The sequence below is a fragment of the Spirillospora sp. NBC_01491 genome (genome assembly GCF_036227065.1).
GTDB classification, from domain to species: Bacteria; Actinomycetota; Actinomycetes; order Streptosporangiales; family Streptosporangiaceae; genus Spirillospora; species Spirillospora xylanilytica.
Map to the genome: position 1 here is coordinate 2,980,946 of NZ_CP109432.1, position 16,614 is coordinate 2,997,559.

Annotated in this window: 18 protein-coding genes, 1 tRNA gene and 1 pseudogene; 9 read left to right on the plus strand and 11 right to left on the minus strand. The window is 66.3% G+C overall.

Features of this window, described 5'->3' with window-relative positions; genetic code table 11:
• Positions 1 to 6: 6 nt before the first annotated feature.
• Entirely contained in the window at positions 7 to 807 is an 801-nt protein-coding gene (locus tag OHA34_RS13905) for a carbon-nitrogen hydrolase family protein (RefSeq protein ID WP_329521818.1), read from the minus strand.
• Between the two features lie 249 nt (positions 808 to 1,056).
• Here OHA34_RS13905 and OHA34_RS13910 point away from each other — a divergent pair, with 249 nt between their 5' ends.
• From OHA34_RS13910 to OHA34_RS13935, 6 genes are all read left to right on the plus strand, one after another.
• Positions 1,057 to 1,671: a response regulator transcription factor gene (locus tag OHA34_RS13910; protein ID WP_285944070.1), complete on the plus strand. Its 615-nt coding sequence runs from the start codon at positions 1,057 to 1,059 to the stop codon at positions 1,669 to 1,671.
• Positions 1,672 to 1,727: 56 nt separating this feature from the next.
• A tRNA-Lys gene (locus OHA34_RS13915) sits at positions 1,728 to 1,800 on the plus strand.
• Between the two features lie 428 nt (positions 1,801 to 2,228).
• On the plus strand, positions 2,229 to 2,738 hold the full coding sequence (locus OHA34_RS13920; protein ID WP_329521819.1) for a hypothetical protein: 510 nt from the start codon (positions 2,229 to 2,231) through the stop codon (positions 2,736 to 2,738).
• Positions 2,739 to 2,824: 86 nt separating this feature from the next.
• Positions 2,825 to 3,253, plus strand: coding sequence for a recombinase family protein (locus OHA34_RS13925; protein WP_329521820.1), 429 nt, complete (start codon positions 2,825 to 2,827; stop codon positions 3,251 to 3,253).
• A 42-nt stretch (positions 3,254 to 3,295) separates the two neighbouring features.
• Positions 3,296 to 3,988 (plus strand): zinc ribbon domain-containing protein, encoded by a 693-nt coding sequence (locus OHA34_RS13930; RefSeq protein ID WP_329521821.1) that lies wholly within the window; start codon positions 3,296 to 3,298, stop codon positions 3,986 to 3,988.
• Positions 3,989 to 4,154: 166 nt separating this feature from the next.
• Positions 4,155 to 5,261, plus strand: a complete 1,107-nt coding sequence (locus OHA34_RS13935) for a tyrosine-type recombinase/integrase (protein ID WP_329521822.1) — start codon at positions 4,155 to 4,157, stop codon at positions 5,259 to 5,261.
• A gap of 180 nt (positions 5,262 to 5,441) precedes the next feature.
• Here OHA34_RS13935 and OHA34_RS38485 read toward each other — a convergent pair whose 3' ends face one another.
• The 6 genes and pseudogenes from OHA34_RS38485 to OHA34_RS13945 all read right to left on the minus strand — a co-directional run bounded on the left by OHA34_RS38485 (position 5,442) and on the right by OHA34_RS13945 (position 7,037).
• Complete coding sequence (locus tag OHA34_RS38485) at positions 5,442 to 5,729, minus strand: integrase core domain-containing protein (protein ID WP_443029639.1); 288 nt, start codon at positions 5,727 to 5,729, stop codon at positions 5,442 to 5,444.
• A complete protein-coding gene (locus tag OHA34_RS38490) occupies positions 5,693 to 6,199 on the minus strand; it encodes a DDE-type integrase/transposase/recombinase (RefSeq protein WP_443029650.1) in 507 nt (168 codons plus the stop codon). Before OHA34_RS38490 ends, OHA34_RS38485 begins: the two co-directional genes overlap by 37 nt.
• Positions 6,094 to 6,321: pseudogene (locus OHA34_RS38495) on the minus strand (IS3 family transposase); the annotation flags it as partial. The gene OHA34_RS38490 and the pseudogene OHA34_RS38495, both read right to left, overlap by 106 nt.
• A 47-nt stretch (positions 6,322 to 6,368) precedes the next feature.
• On the minus strand, positions 6,369 to 6,656 hold the full coding sequence (locus OHA34_RS13940; protein ID WP_329521823.1) for a transposase: 288 nt from the start codon (positions 6,654 to 6,656) through the stop codon (positions 6,369 to 6,371).
• A 110-nt stretch (positions 6,657 to 6,766) separates the two neighbouring features.
• Positions 6,767 to 6,898 (minus strand): NUDIX hydrolase, encoded by a 132-nt coding sequence (locus OHA34_RS38500; protein WP_443029651.1) that lies wholly within the window; start codon positions 6,896 to 6,898, stop codon positions 6,767 to 6,769.
• A complete protein-coding gene (locus tag OHA34_RS13945) occupies positions 6,840 to 7,037 on the minus strand; it encodes a hypothetical protein (RefSeq protein ID WP_329521824.1) in 198 nt (65 codons plus the stop codon). The genes OHA34_RS38500 and OHA34_RS13945 overlap by 59 nt, the downstream gene beginning before the upstream one ends.
• Positions 7,038 to 7,739: 702 nt before the next feature.
• Here OHA34_RS13945 and OHA34_RS13950 point away from each other — a divergent pair.
• The 3 genes from OHA34_RS13950 (at position 7,740) to OHA34_RS13960 (ending at position 12,241) form a co-directional block, all read left to right on the plus strand.
• Positions 7,740 to 9,686: an ATP-dependent nuclease gene (locus OHA34_RS13950; RefSeq protein WP_329521825.1), complete on the plus strand. Its 1,947-nt coding sequence runs from the start codon at positions 7,740 to 7,742 to the stop codon at positions 9,684 to 9,686.
• Complete coding sequence (locus OHA34_RS13955) at positions 9,683 to 11,338, plus strand: ATP-dependent helicase (protein WP_329521826.1); 1,656 nt, start codon at positions 9,683 to 9,685, stop codon at positions 11,336 to 11,338. The genes OHA34_RS13950 and OHA34_RS13955 overlap by 4 nt, the downstream gene beginning before the upstream one ends.
• 720 nt (positions 11,339 to 12,058) lie before the next feature.
• Entirely contained in the window at positions 12,059 to 12,241 is a 183-nt protein-coding gene (locus OHA34_RS13960; RefSeq protein WP_329521827.1) for a hypothetical protein, read from the plus strand.
• A gap of 67 nt (positions 12,242 to 12,308) precedes the next feature.
• Here the strand turns inward: OHA34_RS13960 and OHA34_RS13965 are convergent, their stop codons facing one another.
• Genes OHA34_RS13965 through OHA34_RS13980 form a run of 4 tightly spaced genes read right to left on the minus strand, consistent with a single transcriptional unit; the run spans position 12,309 to position 16,294 of the window.
• Positions 12,309 to 13,997: a tyrosine-type recombinase/integrase gene (locus OHA34_RS13965; RefSeq protein ID WP_329521828.1), complete on the minus strand. Its 1,689-nt coding sequence runs from the start codon at positions 13,995 to 13,997 to the stop codon at positions 12,309 to 12,311.
• Between the two features lie 7 nt (positions 13,998 to 14,004).
• Positions 14,005 to 14,193, minus strand: a complete 189-nt coding sequence (locus OHA34_RS13970; RefSeq protein ID WP_329521829.1) for a hypothetical protein — start codon at positions 14,191 to 14,193, stop codon at positions 14,005 to 14,007.
• Positions 14,194 to 14,234: 41 nt separating this feature from the next.
• Positions 14,235 to 15,362 (minus strand): TRM11 family SAM-dependent methyltransferase, encoded by a 1,128-nt coding sequence (locus tag OHA34_RS13975; RefSeq protein ID WP_329521830.1) that lies wholly within the window; start codon positions 15,360 to 15,362, stop codon positions 14,235 to 14,237.
• Positions 15,359 to 16,294 carry a hypothetical protein gene (locus OHA34_RS13980; RefSeq protein ID WP_329521831.1) on the minus strand — a complete coding sequence of 312 codons (936 nt, stop codon included), beginning with the start codon at positions 16,292 to 16,294 and terminating at the stop codon, positions 15,359 to 15,361. Before OHA34_RS13980 ends, OHA34_RS13975 begins: the two co-directional genes overlap by 4 nt.
• Positions 16,295 to 16,614 lie beyond the last annotated feature (320 nt).

Here is a 16,614-nt window from a genome sequence, read left to right on the forward strand (position 1 = left end):
GCCGCGTCAGGGGCGCGGGGTCACACCGAACCGCCGGAGCTGCAAGGCCGGGTTCTTCTTGCGGACCTCGGCGACGCGTTCGGCCGTGACCTCGCCCGCGACGGTGCCGGTGGACTCGCCGATCGAGGCGAGCACCACCCCCATCGGATCGATGATCATGCTGTTGCCGACGCCGGCCGGGCCCGCCTGGTCGGCGGCGGCGACGTAGATCGTGTTCTCGATCGCGCGGGCCCGCACCAGGGTCCGCCAGTGGTCCTCCTTGAGCGGCCCCGGCACCCATTCGGCGGGCAGCGCGAGGACGTCCGCGCCCGCGTCCACGATCCGCCGGGTCATCTCCGGGAAGCGCGCGTCATAGCAGGTCTGCATGCCGAAGGTGAGCCCGCCCGCGACGAACGTCTCGGGATCGGCGATCTCGCCCGCCCGGACCAGCTCCGACTCGCGGTAGCCGAACGCGTCGTACAGGTGGATCTTGCGGTAGCGGGCGACGGTCTCACCGCCGGGCCCCATCGCGACCAGCGTGTTGGAGATCCGCCCGGACTCGCCGAGCCGCTCGTTCAGCCCCGCGACCACGTGCACGCCGTGCCGCCGCGCCAGCTCGCCGAGGCCCTGCGCGAACGGGCCGTCCAGCGGCTCGGCGGACGCGACGAACCGCTCGTCCATCCTGGGCGCGGTGAACATCGCGAACTCCGGCAGCACGACGACGCGCGCGCCCCGCCCGGCGGCCTCGCCCACGAGGCGGCGGACCACCGCCAGGTTCTCGTCCTTGTCCAGCCCCGGCGCGAACTGCGCCACAGCCACCTGAACCATGTTGCCTCTCCAAGCTCCGCGGCATGTCCTCCCCCGCACGATACGCCGCCCCTGCCCGGTCGCACGCACGCCGCCGCCCCCCAGGTGAACGCGTGAGGTAGCCGTCGAGAGCCTCCTCACCTCACGCGCCTCGGCGGACGGACGCGGCTTCGCCGAAGCGGGCTTCGACCGCCTGGCAGGACCCTCGCCTCCGAATGATCTGCCGGTTATGCTCCGTCATACAAATGTCAAGGACACGCCGGAGACGGGATGAGTGTCGACAGAACGGCCCCACTACGCATATTGGTGGTGGACGGCAACCCCAACACCCGCGCCGACGTCGTCTCACTGCTCGCCGGCAGCGACGAACTCGAGGTCGTCGCCGAGGCCCCCACCGGCCCCGCCGCGATCGTCCTGGCCGAGCGCCTCCGCCCCGACCTCGTCCTGCTGTCCGCCGGCGCGGCCCCCCACGCCGCCCGCCTCAGCCGAGGCTCCCGCGTCCTCCTCCTGGCCTCCCCCGACGACACCGGCACCATCGAGACCGCTCTCCACAACGGCGCCTGCGGCCACCTGCCCCCCGGCTCCTTCACCGTCCCCGACCTGATCCGCGCCGTCCGCGCCGCCACCCGGGCCTCCCAGCCCCTCTCCGCCCGCGAGGCCGAGGTCATGGACCTCATCGCCAGCGGCCGCTCCAACGGCGAGATCGCCCGCCAGCTCTACCTCAGCGAGAAGACCGTCAAGAACCACGTCAACCGCATCTACGCCAAGCTCAACGTCACCTCCCGCGCCACCGCCATCGCCCTCTGGCGAGGCCTGATGAGCGCCCTCCCCACCCCGGACCACCCCCCGGCAATCGATTCGCACTACCCGCCCGGCCCCTGCTAAAGTTCTTCATGTCGCCAGGGAAACCAGGGCAAGCCCCCCAGGTCCCCAGCACACAAGCGCCGTTAGCTCAATTGGCAGAGCAGCGGACTCTTAATCCGCGGGTTCGGGGTTCAAGTCCCTGACGGCGCACCCGCTCTGACCTGGGCAAACGCGAAAACATCCGCGTTTGCCCATCAGCCTTTCTGGGGGCGTTTGCCGCCCCACGCTGCTCGATGTTCGCTCGCCGGTCCCACCCCAGACACCAACGGGACCAAATATGAACCGGCAGCCGAGCTTTCCAGCACTCACAACGCATCGCGCACCACCGAAACTGCCGCAGTAGGCCCCCCGCCGCTCTCAACCACAACGCCCCGCCGGATGCTCGACTCCGGCTGCCCCCGCAGGTAGACGAAAGCCAGCGCGGCGATGATCAACGAACGCCGTTGACGACGGCCTGCCAGGGCACGATCGCACCGGCATGAGGTCCGGCCACCAGGGCGGCAGCGGGTGAGGGAGAAGCCGCTCAGGACGTCGGGTCGCTGACGCGGGCCGGAGTTCCGGTTGGGAAGGTGTCCTGGATGGTGGTGCACCAGGAAACCGCGTCGATCATCTGGCATACGCCGGACAGAACAGTCCGCGTACCGGACGTGCCAACAGCCTTCACGCTCGCTGCTGCACGAGCGCTCCTTCGAACGCTCGAACGATGCGATCCCAACCGGACGCCACGAGCGAAGACCGACGGAGGAAGCACCATGAGGTACTTCACCAACCGCAACGACAGCAACAGCGGGCCCGCTCATCCGGATGGGATGCGATTCGCCTTCTACGGGCGGGTCTCCACCGAGGACCACCAGGATCCCGAGGCCTCCCGCGGGTGGCAGCTTCGCCGGGCTCGGGCACTGATCGAGCCTCGAGGCGGGCGGATCGCCGCCGAGTTCTTCGACATCGACAAGTCCCGCTCCATCCCGTGGATCCGGCGTCCGCACGCTTCGGCTCTGCTTCAGGAACTCAAGGACCCGGGACGGGCCTTCGACGCGGCAGTGATCGGGGAGCCGCACCGGGCCTTCTACGGCACCAGTACTCCCTGACCTTCCCGCTGTTCGAGCACTACGGCGTCCCGCTGTGGGTACCCGAGGTCGGCGGGCCGATCGACCCCACCAACGAGGCCCACGACATGATCACGGGCGTGTTCGGTGGCCTGTCCAAGGGCGAGCGGAACCGGATCAAGATCCGCGTCCGCGCGTCCATGGCAGCCATCACTTGCACCGAGGGCAGGTTTCTGGGAGGGCGCCCGCCCTACGGGTACCGCCTCGTGGACGCCGGTCCGCACCCCAACCCGCCCAAGGCAGCCGACGGCAAGCGCATGCGCCGACTGGCGATCGACGAGTGCGCCGCCGCCATCGTCCAGCGGATCTTCGCCGAGTTCCTGGGCCTGGGAGGAAACCGAGAGCGTGGATTCTTCGCGATCGCCTCAGGGCTCACCAGGGACGGTGTCCCGTGCCCGGCCGCGCACGATCCCGCCCGCAACCGGCACCGGGCCGGAGCGTCCTGGTCCAAGGCGACCGTGCGGACGATCTTGATGAACCCCCGCTACACCGGCTAACAGGTCTGGAACAAGCAGCGCAAGGACGAGGTCCTGCTGGACGTGGAGAACGTCGCCCTCGGCCACACCACCAAGCTCCGCTGCAACCCCCGCGACCGGTGGGTGTTCTCCGACAAGACCGCCCACCCGGCCATCATCGACACGAAGACCTTCGATCTCGCGCAGAGCAAACGCCGCCAGCCGCAGACCGGCAAGCCCAAGCATCACCACACCAAGCGGCGCTACCCCCTCAAAGGCACCCTGTGGTGCGGCATCTGCAAACGTAAGATGCACACCCACCACAGCGGACAGACGACCTACTACCGATGCAGAGTCCGCGAGCAGGACCAACCGGCCGCCGACCCCAAGCATCCACGCAGTGTCCACATCCGCGAGGACCTTGTACTGCCCGAATTGAACAAATGGCTCAACCTTGTCCTAGCGCCGGACCGGATCACCGAACGCCTCACCGCCACGCTGCAGGCACCGGAGATGGACAGGCGCGAGACGAAGCAGGTGGGGCCCGTGCTGAGCAGCGAGGAGATCGCCGCTCTGGTGCAGAAAACCGATGACCTGCGGACGGCCACCCTCCATGCCGACCCCAGGGAAGCGGAGAGGCTATATGAGCGCGTCGGGCTCAGGATGAGCTACAGCTCCGGAGACAACGAAGTCCAAGCCGAAGTGCGCTTCACCCCCGACTATGCGAGGTACCCCGACGTGACCGTCCATGTCCAAGACTGTTTCGTCCTGCCCTGAGGCCGGGGGGCGGTTTGTTCCGCGCGAATTGACCAGGACGTGTAGGGACCTCTGGGTCAATGCCCGGTCGACCTGGTCAGAACGTGCCCAGGATGAAGACAGCAGGGCAGGCAGCGGAGAACGGGGGCGCTGGATGCGGGCGTGGGTGGGGCGGTATCGGGCGTCGGTGTACCGCGAGGGCGCGGGATGGACCGGAGCGATCGCGCTGGGTCGCGGGCAGGATGGGCGGCGCCGACGACTCAAACGCAAGGCGCTCACCCAGGCGGCGGTGATGGACAAGCTCATCGACGCGGTCGCCGATCTGGAGAAGGGGATCCAGGCCGATCGCAACTACACCGTGGAACGCGCCTTCAACAATCTACTGAAGGCGCTGGCCAGCCGGGGCCGCAGCGCGGCGACCGTGCAGACCTACCGGCAGCTGGCTACTGGGCACCTGCTCCCGCAACTGGGTCAGGCGCGGGTACAGGATCTGACGGCCGACGACGTCGAAAGGTGGCTGTTCGGCAGGGCCGAGCAGTTGTCGACCAGCACGCTGGGCATCGTGCACGGACTCCTGACTCGTGCGCTGCGGCGGGCACAGCGGCACGACAAGCTCGCCCGCAACGTCTCCGAGCTGGTCGACACCCCGCGCGGCCGCACAGGCCGCCGCTCCAGGTCGATGTCGGCGGCCCAAGCCACGGCACTGCTGCGCCAGGCGCGTGAGGGCGGGCACCGGCTTGGCCCGTATGTGACGCTGGGACTGCTGACCGGACTGCGCACTGAGGAGCTGCGGGCACTGCGCTGGGATCAGGTCGACCTTCAGGCCGGCACGATCGTGGTGACACGCTCAGCCCGGAGCAACGGCGACACCAAAACTCCAGGCAGCCGCCGAGGCCTGCGGCTGTGCGCGCTCGCGGTCGAGGCCCTCCAAGCGACGCAATCCCAGCAAGCCGCCGACCGGCTCACCGCCGGGCCCGCCTACGCCAACCGCGGGCTGGTGTTCGGCTGGCCGGACGGAACGGCGTGGACGGCCGGGCATGTGCGGTACCGCTTCCAGAAGATGACCGCCGCCGCCGGGCTGGGCACCGAGTGGTGCCCGCGCGAGCTGCGGCACACCTTCGTATCGCTGATGAGCGACGACGGCGTCCGCGTGGAGAAGATCAGCGACCTGGTCGGACATCGCAACAGCGTGGTGACCCAAACCGTCTACCGGCACCAACTACGCCCGGTCATCGAGGCCGGCGCCGAGCGGATGCAGCACATCTTCGCCAATGTTACGGCCACATCCGCGTGAGAACGGCCAGCCGATGCTAGGGGTCAGATGATGACGGAAGTATGGCGACCTTCCAGGAGATGTCCGATCCTGGCGCACATCGAGGCGTCCACCTGCAGGCTGGCGGTCCAGTCCGGCGGGCCCCACTGGACCTGGTGGGTCTCACTGCTGGGCGTCGGACGGCCAGACGCCAGCAGGCAGTCAGCACGATCGAGAATGAGGTTCCCCCCATAGCACGGCCACCTGGGGTGAGATGGGGTCAGCCGGTCGGTGGTGAGTGCGGTGTTGTTCCTCGAAGGCGACCGGGCTCAGCATTCCGATACTGGAATGCCTCCTGAATGGGTTATACCAACACTCTATCCATTCAAACATTGCGGCGGCGAGTTCGGCTCTTGTCGACCACTTCTTGGTGTCCAGAAGTTCGAGTTGCATCGTTCCCCAGAACGACTCCATCATTGCATTGTCGAAACAGTCGCCGACCGTGCCCATTGAGCCGAGCAGCCCCGCGTCTCGCAGGCGTTTCCCGAACGTCCAGGAAGTGAATTGCGTTCCGTGGTCGGAGTGCAGGATCGTGGCGCTGGCCGGTGGTTGCGCCGGGCGACCGATGCCGCCATCGCGTCGATGACCAGTTCGCTGGCCTGACGGATATCGATGGAATGACCGACGATGCGGCGGGAAAAGCAGTCGAGAACGGCGGCGCAGTAGAGTTTCCCTTCGACAGTCGGGTGTTCGGTGATGTCGGTGACCCACAGCAGGTCCGGGGCCCGGGCGTCGAACGCGCGCTGGACCAGGTCCTCCTCGGTGGGCTCGTTGACCAGGTTCCGGCGGCCCTTGCGCCGGGGATCCCCTGGATGCCGGCCTCGCGCATGAGCCGTTCGACCCGCTTGTGGTTCACCCGCTCGCCCAGCCCAAGCCTCAACTCGGCGTGGACACGCGGTGCGCCGTAGCTGAGCCGGGATTCTGCATGGACAGCGCGGATGAGCTTTAACAACTCGGTGTCGCTCTGTTCGCGGATCGAGATGGACCGGCCGAGCCAGTCTTTATAACCGGAACGGGAAACGCCCAGGACTCGGCAGACCACCGCGACAGGAATGTCGTAATCGGCGAGTTCACGGACCAGCGAGTACTTTATTTTGGGAGGACGTTCTCGCGGGCGAAATACGCCGCCGCTCGTTTGAGGATCTCGTTCTCCAGTTCCAGCTGCCTGGCCTTACGTCGCAGCTCGACCAATTCCTTCTTCTCCGCGCTCGTCAGGCCGTCTGTGCGGCCCTCGTCGGCCTCTGCCTGCCGTATCCAACTACTCAGGCACGACTGGCTGATGCCCAGGCTCTTGGCCAGCGCCGTGACCGGTTTGTCGCCGGCCCGGGCCAGCTCGACAGCGCGTCGCCGGAACTCCGGCGGATGAGGTGGCGGCACGAGACACTTCCTTCCCCGTTGGCCCACGGCCAACTCAGGTCACGTGGCCGTGAAACGGGGGGGGAAGCTCAAGAACACATGGCGGACCTTACCGTTGCTGGTGTAACGGATCACGTGGCGGGGACCGGACAAGCCCCCACCAGCCCGGTGATCCCACACACGATCCCCATCTCCTCGCGGCTCTTACGCATGATGGCTGCCTGCGCGACCGACTCCCTCAGGTTGACCGCGCCACCGGGCAGCGCCCAATTGCCATGTGGTACGAAGGATCAGCAGCAGATGCCCGGTCCGGTCGGTGACGACGACATGCATCGACGGCACCATGCCGTTCGCTACCGAAGCCTCGAGATCGTCAAAGAAGTCGATATGGTGGCTCGTCACCCCTGCTGAACCTACAGCCTCGCCTCCTTGGTGGTGACAACGTCGCCGATCCGATCACGTAGCACCTCTGAAGAGCCTCGGGACGGACCAGCGCCTCTATCGAGACCGGACCTGCCGCTGCCTCCTCCTCCGTCGGGCGGCGAAAGAGGCAGCGAAGTCGCCTTGTCCGACCTGTGCGCTACTCAAACCACGACTACCGTCACAAACGGGCCCAATCCGGGTGCTGGCAGACGCGACCGCTCTTGTCGTAGCACTCGGGTGCCGCCCGTTAATCAGGCCTATGGGCATATCCCCAACCGTCAGCGCCGCTCGGCCTTACCCACCAAGCGGAACTCGAGCGGATGTGGTGAGGACATGACGAACACCCTTCCTGGTGATCAAAGGTAACCCCAGGTCAGCAGCCCGTGCAGTGGGGGAAGCTCAGGGGCACACAACGCGACGAGCCGTTGACTCCTTGCTGTGAACGGGACCCGGTGGACTCCAGAGGGTCGCCGTGATGGCGGGACGTGATCATCGAGATGGACAGTAGAGTGCGATCAGCGTCCAGGATCTCTTCGCACACTGATCGTGGGCGCCCTTCCCCTTGCCTGGCCCTGGCCAGCAATAACCCATCAACGATCTTTGCTGCCTGCTGATTGTCGTCCATGCGGCGACGGTCGGGGGTGGTCACGGCCAACGTAAATAGCGTGCGAGGAGGCGCCGATGAAGATCACGACTTTGCGGCTGAGTAGCTTTCAATCCTTCGGGCCAGAGCCCACAGCGATCGACCTCGACGATCTGACGTATGTTCTCGGCCCCAACGGTTCGGGTAAGACCGCTGTTCTGCAGGCGCTGTCGCGGCTCTTCAGCCCGCTGGCGGCTCAGCGCAGGATCCTGCTCGAGGATTTCCACGTGCCCGTCGACCGGACAGCGGGCGAGACGCAGGCCGGAGAGCCGGTCCTGTGGGTGGAAGTCGATGTCGAGTTTCCGGAATCGGGGGACGCCGGTCAGCATGCCTCGATCCCCCCGAACTTCTCCCACATGTCGCTCAACGCGGCCGACGGGATCCCGCGGACCCGCGTGCGCCTTACCGCATCGCTGGCCCCGGACGGCGTCATCGAGGAGAAAATCGAGTACGTGCTGGAGGTGAACGAGGCAGGCGAGCCAACCCGCCGCTCCGACATGTCGCGATACGACCGCGGGCATATCGAGGTTCACTACCTACCTGCTCGGCGCGACCCGGCCGACCACATCTCCTACACTGCTGCTTCGCTCATCGGGCGCACCCTACGCGCCACGGACTGGACCACCGAACGCGCAACGCTGAACGACCTGAGCGCTCAGATCACCGCATCGCTCGCCGCGAACAGCACCGTGGCGAGCATCGGGGTTGGGCTGAGCCAGGAGTGGCGCCAGCTGCATCGAGGTGGGTTCTTCAATGATCCGTCGATCGCCTTCGGGAAGGACGGGCTGGAAGGTGTACTGCGCCAGCTCACCGTGACCTTCTCACCTACCCACGACGGCACGCCGCTGCCCTTCGAGCGGCTGAGCGACGGCCAGAAGTCCTTGCTCTACATCTCGCTCGTGCTGGCCTGGCAGTCCCTAGCCCGGAAGGTGCTGACGGGAGAGGAGACCTCCCTGGACGCGGACCGCCTGCGGCCGCCCGTCCATACCGTGATCGCACTGGAAGAGCCGGAGAACAGCCTCGCGCCGCAGTACTTGGGCCGCATCATCCGTCAGCTGCGCAACGCGTGCATCTACGGCGACGTGCAGTCCCTGATCGCCACGCACGCGCCCACCCTGTTACGGCGGGTCGACCCCCACTCGATCCGTTTTCTGCGGTTGGACGCCGCGCGCACGACGACCGTGCATCGCATCGTCCTTCCCGAGGACGACCAGACGGCTGCCAAGTATGTGCGCGAGGCGGTCCAGGCTTACCCCGAGCTGTACTTCTCCCGGTTCGTCGTGCTCGGCGAGGGCGACAGCGAGCAGGTCATCCTGCCACGGATCCTGGCGGCCATCGGCATCGCCGAGGATGATGCATCGGTGTCGGTGGTCCCGCTGGGCGGCCGACACGTCAACCATTTCTGGCGACTCCTCAACAAGCTGCAGATCCCCCACGCGACACTACTCGACCTCGACGCCGGGCGACACCAGGCCGGCTGGGGCCGGGTACGCAACGCCCTCAAGCAGATCAACACCGTCCAGCCAGGATCCGTCACCGATAAAGCGATAAGCGAACTGCCGAAGTGGGACGACGACCAAGACTTCCCGGCCCTCGTCGACCCCCATTTCAAAGACGGCAACGGCCCCATTAGATGGCTGGAACAGAGGGGGGTCTTCTTTTCCAACCCGGTCGACCTCGATCTGATGATGCTGACGGCATATCCCGACGCCTACAACGTCGCCCCTGCCAAGCCAGGTGACCCGGATCAGAAGGCTATCGTGGCCGTACTCGGCAAGTGCCACGCCAATGAACACCACCTCCCAAAGGAGGTCTTGGCACTCTTTGATGACTATCACGATAAGTTCGATCTCCGGAGCAAGCCCGCTACCCACCTGGCCGCGCTGGCCGACCTGAGCGACGAAGAACTGGTGGATAATCTACCCACTGCACTCAGTCGGCTGATCGAACACGTACGTGGGGGCCTGGATAGGCTCCCGGAATGATCCAGCCCGACCAGTGGCACCCGGTCGACAGCCTCGTCCTCGAACCAAACGCGCTAACGGCCGTTACCACGTCGGACAAAAACGTGGTCGTCGCGGCCGGACCTGGGGCCGGTAAGACAGAACTACTGGCCCAACGAGCGGACTTTCTGCTGCGCACTGGACTCTGCCCCTACCCGCAGCGGATCCTGGCAGTCTCCTTCAAGACCGACGCCTCCCGCAACCTACGAGATCGTGTCCGGCGTCGCTCAGGCGCACAACTCGCGGCCAGGTTTGACAGCTTCACTTTCCACGCCTTCGCCAAGCGAATCATCGACAACTTCCGCCTCGCACTCAGCGGATACAACACTCTCACCTCGGACTACCGGATCCATCCTGTCACCCGGATTCAGGGCGAGCAGATCACCTTCAACGATCTGGTACCTTTGGCGCTGGAGATCGTTGAGTCGAATACCTACGCCCGTGGCGGCATCCGCCAGACGTACAGCCATGTCTTCCTCGATGAGTTCCAGGACTGCACCGACCAGCAGTATCAACTGGTCAAGGCGGCGTTCGGCCACACTGCGGCCATTCTGACAGCCGTCGGCGACACCAAGCAGCGGATCATGACCTGGGCCGGCGCGCTGGAGGGTGTCCTTCAGACCTTTGCAGAAGACTTTTCAGCTCAGCCGCTCCCCATATACCAGAACTTCCGTTCCGAACCCCGGCTTCGACGGATGCAGAACAGAATGATTGCCCAGATGGATCCCGACGCCGTCAGCCCTGACGAAGAACTAGCCGGAGACAGCGGCATCATCGAGGTGATTGGCTTCGATACTGACCGCGATGAGGCCCTGTCGGTGACCAATCTTCTTCAGGAATGGCTTCAGGAGGGCCTGACACCAAGCAAGATCGCTGTTCTCGTTCGCCAGCAACCTCATCTGGTCACAGCAGCCCTCGGCGCCGAACTCGCCAACTGCGGTATCCCCTTCCGTAACGAGCAGGAAAGCCAAGACCTCACTGCGGAACCAGCGTCGGCACTAGTGCTCAACTTCATCCGGGTCATCACCGATGACAGGCAGCCCGATGCCTACAGCGAACTTATGAAAATCGCGAACCGATCGAGCGCATCCGAGGACGGAGCCTCACGCTTCAACAGCCAGTTGAAGCGGATGATCCGTAAGGCTCGATCTACCGTGCGCAGCCCGGAGTTCCAGGCGGAGGAGCCCGCATCTTGGAGGAAGTTAGTCCAGGAACTCCTCCAACTGGTGTCGCGACCAGTGCTCATCGCTCTGTCGCCTGATTACCAGCGAGGTACACGCCTCGATGACCTGATCGAACAGGCTCTAAAGACATTCGAAAGAGAAATCGCCGTCGACGGTGACCCAGATCAAGCACTCAGACGCCTCTCAGAGCTGGATGCGATCCGCTTCCTGACCATCCACAAATGCAAGGGCCTGGAGTTTGAGAAGGTCGTGATTCTCGGGGTCGAGGAGCAGCTCTTCTGGGGCGATCCCACTGCGGCAATGTCCGCATTCTTCGTAGCAATATCGCGCGCAAAGCAACATCTCGTACTAACCTACACGCGGCACCGTAATCGGCCAGCTAAAGCCGCGGGACGCTGGGATGAGTGGCGAACAGCCCACCAAGAATTTCTGGATTTCACTCTCGACTAACGAGACAATCCGGCAAGTGCATCGTTCTGTCGTCCGCATCTAATACCACATTCAGCTCACAATCCGCAGGTTCGGGGTTCAAGTCCCTTACGGACGTGTCCGCTCCTACCTGGGCAAACGCGAGAACATCCGCGGTTGCTCATCGGTCTTTCGGGGGTACTTCGTCCCCGCCGCTGATCGCTGGAGCGACTGCACCGGCAAGACCACTGCCTACGCTCTCGCCGGTCGCGGGCTGGTCACGGTCGATCGGCGCCGCAGCTCCTGGAAGACGACGATGACCGAGGCTGGTCGCTACTACCTCGAGAACGGGCGGTATCAGCCTGGACCACCAGCCCAACGACGCCGGCGATCCCACAGCATGCCGAGCGGTCTATGTCGGAGGCGACACCAACTGCCTCTCCAGCCCCAGCCGAGGAGGTATCTGCGGAAGCGCTCGTGGCCAGGCTGGAATGTGATGTGCTCACCGTCTCGAACCCCTCGGCTTCGCTGCGGAGCGCGTATCGACGAACGATCAGCAAGGCGATCACCGAGGGCCTGGTTCCTGAGGGATGCGTTCTACGGCACACGGGTCGCGACAAAGGGGATCTTGTGATTCGAATGGTCAGTCACGATGATGCCCCTCCCAGACCAGAGCCGCTGCCGCCTGTCCCGTCACCGGGGGCGCTTCACTACTGCCACCAAGCGGTACGCGCGCTTCGGGAAACCCCACATCTGTTGAACGTGTCGGTCGAGACCAGGGACCGGGCGTTGCTGATCACGCAAGCGATCGCGGATGAGTGCGACCGCCGTGGCTACGCATTCGAGCTCCGGGACAACGGCGAGGCGGGTTTTCAGATCGTCAACGACGACGCCCGCTTCGAGTTCACTCTGGAAGCGCTGCGGTGCGGTCGGCAAGGGTCTTGAAAATTACCGGGAGCTTTTGGTCGAAGCTCCAGCGCTTGCGATCCACCCGAGAGTGCCCGATCCCCCCTTACGCTGTCCGTCCCTCCAGCCCTGCTCGCCGGTCACTCTCCGGCCTGCTGCCCGCAGGGCCGGTGCCCGTGGGATCGTCCTGGGCGGTGGCCAGTTCGGTCACCGAAGAGCGGGACCGGCCGTGTTTGCCGGAACCAGCGTTGAGGATGACGGCGGCGGCGTCTTCAGCGGATTGGCGGGCCAGGCCGGGTAGCAGGCTGGTGTAGGTGTCGGCAGCGATGGTGATCGACGACAGCCGCAGCGTCTCCTGCACGACCTTCATGTCGTACCCGGCCGCCAGCAGAATCGATGCGGCGCCGTGCCGCAGATCGTGGAACCGGATCGGTGGCAGATCGGCCTCCATCGACAGTTGCTCGAACTGCTCGGTGACGTAGGCGGGGTGCAGCGGCTGCCCGGTTTCGGTGGTGAACACGAATCCGGTCTCGGTCCAGGACTCCCCCGCTGCGAGCCGTTCGGTGTTCTGCCGTGCCCGGTGAGCACGCAGCACCTTGATCGTGGACTTGTCGAGGGTGACCTGTCCTTCGCCGGCCTCGGACTTTGGCTTGCCCTCCCGGGTCTCGGCGCCGAGCTGGGTGATCTGCCACCGCACCGTCACAACCCCCTGATCCAAGTCGACGTCAGGCCAGCGCAACCCGCACGACTCCCCCCGCCGCAACCCCCGGAAGGCGACCAGGTAGTACTGCGCGAACAGCCGATGCGACTCCGCGCGTTGCAGGAAGGCCCGGGTGAGGTCGGGTGTCCAGACCATCACCGGTGACGGGCGGGGCGCACCGATGTAGGCGTCCAACCGGTTGAGGCGGGTGCCGTGCCGCCGCTGCGGCTCCACCTCACACAACCGCCGCTTCCGCACCTCCTTCTCCTCGACGTGGGCCTGGTGGGAGCGTCGCCATTCGGCGATGCGTTCCTGGGTCCACACCAGCGGCCTGGGCGCTTTGCCCGAGGGCAGTTCGACCAGTGCGGCGACGTTCACGTCGATCCGGCGTTCCTTGATCGCCTTGCCCAGCGCCGCCCGCAACGTCGCCCGGATCCGCTGCCTGGTCGCCGCCCCCACCACCCGGCGCCCCTTCACCCTGCCCCTCAGCACTGGATCACCCGACCTGCGGGCGGCCTCGATGGTCTCGTTCAGCTCATCGATGGCCTCGAACACCGACTCGACATCAGCGACCCGGAGACGGTCCAGCGGAACGGTTCCGATGTGCGGAACCAGGTACAGCCGGATATGGCTCTCGTAGCTCCGCCGGGTCCCCTCACGCAGCGCCCGGCGCCCCGCAAGCCATGTCTCCAGGTACCGGCCCACCGTGATGGAGGCGTCCAGGTCCTGCCCGGTGCGGGTCTTGCCCCGTATCTCCTCAGGCACCGGCAGCCGCTTGGTCGCACGGACCGTGGAGATGATCAGCTCCGCGATCTGATTCCTGGTAAGCGAGTCGTCGCCTGCGATGGCCAGGAGTTCCCTGGCCCGGTCCAGCTCCCCTTCCGCGGCGTCTTGAGTGGGGAACCCGCCTCGGCGTAGCGGGTTGCGTCTGGTTCCGGTCATCGTGGACGGGAGTTCCAGCTGGTAGTACCAGCTTCCGTGGTTGCTGCTCCAGCGTCCGTCGCCGCGCCGCAGCCGCGGGCATTTCGCGCGCAGCAGCCTGCCGGTCTCGGCGTCGCGGCAGCCGCATGATTTGAACGTCGTTCCCTTGGCCATCAGCCCATCACTCGTTCCCAGGCTCGGGCCGCCCGCGCTGGTCCAGGCCGAGCAGGGCGAGGAGTCCGGCGGTCGGCACCAGGTAGCTGTCGCCGATACGCAGAACCCGGCACGGGAAGTCCCCAGCCCTGGCCAGCGCATAGCTCTTGGTGCGCCCGACCCCCAACGCCCGCCCCGCAGTGACCACATCGACCACGGCGGGCAGCATACGGATCTCCGCCGGAGACAACCCCGCCCTCACCGCCCACCACCGGACCGGTGAGCCGCCGAGCGGCGACCACGATCAGGCCGCTCGGGGGTGGTGGCGTGGATTCGGGGTTCATGGTTGTCCTCCAGCGGATCGGATTCGCCCCAGCCGGTGGAACTGGAGCGCTGGTATGCACGCTCGGCTCCAACCCGCCCGTCAAGCCCAATCCGCTGGCAGGTCTTTCCAGGTCCCACTCCCGTACCTACCGGTGTGGTGTCCGCACCGCCCGCAGCCCCCTCAGGGCCAGGAACGGAAAAGACCAGAAGGTCTTCATGGGCAGTGGCGCAGGCGGGGACGCCGCGTTCGCGGGCTCGGCGGGTTTCGAGCATCTGGAAGAACGAGGCCCGGTTGACCAAAGCGCCATCACGGAGCCCCGCCAGCAGCGCCGCGTAACGGCCGGCCAGGATCAGTCCGTGCTGTTGGGCGGTGTCGATGACCTGACCGGGTAGGTCGATCAGTTCACCCTTGACGCGGATCGGGCGAACGGTCACCGCGACCGCACCCGATGGCCGCAGCAGCGTCGCGGCGCCGGCCAGGATCCGGCCGAACCCGTCCAGCAGACCGGTCAGGGACTGGTGGGCGAGGTTGCCGCCGTCGGCGGAGTAGCGGTGATGCCATTTGAGGACTTTCCCGCCTCCGTTGTCGCGGCTGGAGCGGATGTGGCCGTGGGTGTGGGATCCGTACGGTGGTGAGGTCAGCACCAGCGCCGCTGTGCCGCGCAGCTCGTTGAAGGTGGCGGCGATGTTGCGGGCGTCGCCGCAGGCCAACTCGGCACAGCCGGTGGCGCCTTGGCTTCGGGCGTGCCGGAGGTTGTCCAGGGTCAGGTCGACGAAGTCGCGTTCGTATTCCATTCCGGCGGCGTCTCGGCCGAGATGGATCGCTTCGACCAGGGTGGTGCCGATCCCGAACATCGGGTCGATGACCAGATCCCCGGGGCGGGTGAAGGTCTGGATGACGTGGGCGGCGATGGCGGGCAGCATCTTGCCGGGGTGCCGCATCGACTCGGGCGTGTAACGGCCCTGGCGCTGAAGCCGGGACGGACGCTGCCCGGTCGCCAGCACCGAGAGCACCGGCTGCTGCGCGTGGAGTTGGTCCTCGTGGTTGTGGTGCTGGTTCATCGGCTGGCTCCGTGGGGGGTGCTGGTTTTGGTGAACAGGGACACGTCGGCGTGGACGCTGACGGCGGGCGGCAGCGCCCGTGAGCGGGTGTCGCGGAGCTGCGCCATGTCGGTGGGACCGGCCTGGACGACCAGGGCGTCGCCCTGGATCGGGACGCGGAGCGCGACGACGTGCTGGACGTAGCTGAACCCCGCGCCCCGGACCTGGCGGATGATGCGCGGGGCGGGGTCGATGAAGCGTCCGGCCTGGTGGCGGGCGGTGGTGGTGATCGCCAGAACCCCACCAGGCCGCAACACCCGCCACGCCGCCGCCAAGAACAACCCGAACTCCCGGCTGGTGAGCATCGGCGGGTCCGTCCGGCACACCGGGCAGCCCGACCGCCCCTCACCCGCAGGGGTCCGGCCTCCGGTCTCGTAGGGCGGTGGGGCGGCGACGACCAGGGCGACATCACCGAGGTGGTCGGCGAGGCCACGGGTCATCTGGTCAGGCCGGCAGGGCCGCATCTCTACACGGTTCAGCTGGTCCTTGGGCAGGGCGGCGCGCAGGCGGGCGCCGATGTGCTGGGCGAGCGGGAAGTGCGGGACCAGCGCGACACCGCGCCGACCGAGTTCGGCGGCGGCGGCCAGCGTCGCCTCGCTAGAAGTGAACCCCTCAGCGACCACATCGCCCTCGCGAGTACAGGCCGAGATCAGATGCCGCGCGAGCTGCCGCCCCACGGCCTGACGGTGCCGCTGGCAGATCTCGCCCTTGGGCATCTGTGAGTGGCTGCGGCGGACTGCTGCGGTGGAGGCGGTGTCACCGGAGTTGGGCGTGGGTGTGGTGTCGGAGCACAGCCACACCGTCAGCGGCAGCAGCCGCCGGACGGCCTCGTCAGGGCGCGGCGCGTGATGGTGGTCATTGGAGTTGTCCGGGCTGGAAGGCGGGTTGTTCATTCGTTGGGTGGCCCGAGACGGGCACCCGATCCCCGTGCACCCTTAAAGCACCCTCGAACTCCCCCGATTTCGCAGCGTCACTGATTCAAGTTTCGGTAATCCCTGCGAGATCGACCCATCCACACAGCACGTTCCTGCTGGTCACAGCGATTTTTGGCAGCGGTGATGGCGCTTCACTCGGACCGGTCGAGTGGGCCGCGGCGAGCTTGGCAAGGTCAAGTCTCGGCATTGTCTTTCGGTGCGGGCGTGAATTTGGGCCCTTGAGGCGGTGCTTCATGGGTGCCAGAGGAGAACACCTGCCGGTGCGGCTCGGGCGGACG